Source organism: Bacillus sp. AFS001701 (assembly GCF_002559405.1).
GTDB lineage: Bacteria > Bacillota > Bacilli > Bacillales > Bacillaceae_G > Gottfriedia.
On record NZ_NTZO01000276.1, the window covers coordinates 1 to 1,778 of the forward strand.

At 30.6% G+C, this 1,778-nt stretch carries 2 protein-coding genes; both read right to left on the reverse strand.

Translation table 11 applies throughout. The annotated features are described in order from the left end of the window. Window positions 1–360 precede the first annotated feature (360 nt). Window positions 361–1,206 (reverse strand): protein-glutamine gamma-glutamyltransferase, encoded by an 846-nt coding sequence (locus CN514_RS17625; RefSeq protein ID WP_098233725.1) that lies wholly within the window; start codon window positions 1,204–1,206, stop codon window positions 361–363. Window positions 1,207–1,316: 110 nt separating this feature from the next. Next, window positions 1,317–1,499: a hypothetical protein gene (locus CN514_RS26870; RefSeq protein ID WP_353652079.1), complete on the reverse strand. Its 183-nt coding sequence runs from the start codon at window positions 1,497–1,499 to the stop codon at window positions 1,317–1,319. Window positions 1,500–1,778 lie beyond the last annotated feature (279 nt).

A 1,778-nucleotide genomic window follows, 5' to 3' on the forward strand; every position in this document is an offset into this window, starting at 1 on the left:
GAATTATAATACGTATATTAATTTTATCAAAATTAAGTAAAATTTTCCTATATTTTTTTCCCTCTTTGTACCTAAATGAGAAATGTTATATTATTCCTTATAAAAAGTGAGCATTGAAGTATTTTGAACTTCCATTGCCCACTTTTACAACTCTGGTAAAATTTAAGAAGTAATTAAGTTATTGCGTTTCCAGCCTAATATTTTAGCCCCATTCTTTACGTAATCAGATAGAAAAGGAATATTTGGGCAAAAATTAATGGAAATATTATAAAAAGAGTGAGGTTACGCAAATAAAACACTCTGCCATGACCTCACTTTGGTTTTGAATAATTTTTTAGTAATATTTATTACAATTGAACATCACGTAAAGTAATTCGTAAAGTAATTTACCAAATACATATAATGATCAAATGAAATCGAACTTTCATTATGATGGACTACTATATTCTTATATTTATTATTTGAGTGATCTCGTTGCCAATTCGATAATGCTGCCAAATTTTTAAAGTTCGGTCTTGTAACTGAATTAGTCAGGTAGGCTGACCGATATGCTCCTGGCCATCTCATTTTATTCAGGGCAAAAATCATTTGTTCGGCTGTCATTATTCCTAATCCATGTCCAAAATAAGTACCATCTCCTAGAACTACTGCATTTTCCCCTCTCCACTCAGGGGTGAGTGGATTAAATTCTGGATTATTAAAATATACGATATCTCCAGGTAAAATTCGGTCAGAATACTGGGCACCTATTCCTAAGTCAGAATCAGTATGCCAGCCGTATAAATAGATGGTTTGAAAAATTTGATTAAATAAGTTTTCACCAATTAGATTTAGGACTGCATGGTAATAAATAATGACCATTGCCGTTGCACATTCAAACGCATAATATGAACTATTAATGTAAATATCATTAATTGCGTCAGAAGGTCTTACACCTCTCCTCAATAGGAATCCGCCAGTTCTCATTAATTCCCAGTACATTGGATTACAATAAGATTTTTCAAATACTGCAAACCTGATTCTATTTTGAAACATAGCTCTTGCACTTAAAATTATGTTATTTCGCAACATACCCTCAAACTCATCAACAGATCGAAATGCATATACCGTCGGTTCTTCATTCATCCGTTGAATAATCAATTTTACAATACTGTCAGACGGACCCGAGTCAATTTGTTGAATGGGCATTCCCGAAAAATGATTCATAATATACCTCTTTTCAACATCAAGTATTAGTTTTCCATGTATACCCATCATATTCAATCATCGCATTTAAGTGTATTTTCGTCGAAGAACCTATAATAAATCATTAAAATTTATGAAGAGAATAAAACAAAACGGATAATTGACAACCTAACTCGCTGCCCATTATCCGATTCATTCAATAGGTGATATTTAAAAGTTACTTTATAGTTAACAATTGCAAATTCCAAAATTAATATTTCTAGTTTTTTTGAAAGGACTGGATCAATTACTAAATTTTTATCAATATGACGAATACCTAGAGTATTCTAATTTTGTTGATTTATGTAAATTCCTGGACAGCTCGAATAGATTCTCCGTCCACCTTTTACGGATACTTTATCATTATTTAAACCAGCAAATTGTTCTTAAGCTTTATAACGATTAAATTTAATTTCTTTCTTAATATGTTCTAGTAAGCTTGTTTTTCTTAAAGTAAATCTAAATTATACTCAGTTCGGTAAATGAAATTTTCTCTGTCCATTTAGAATCCTAAAAAATATTGAAATGTTTCGCCTGATAATAGTTAAAATTAT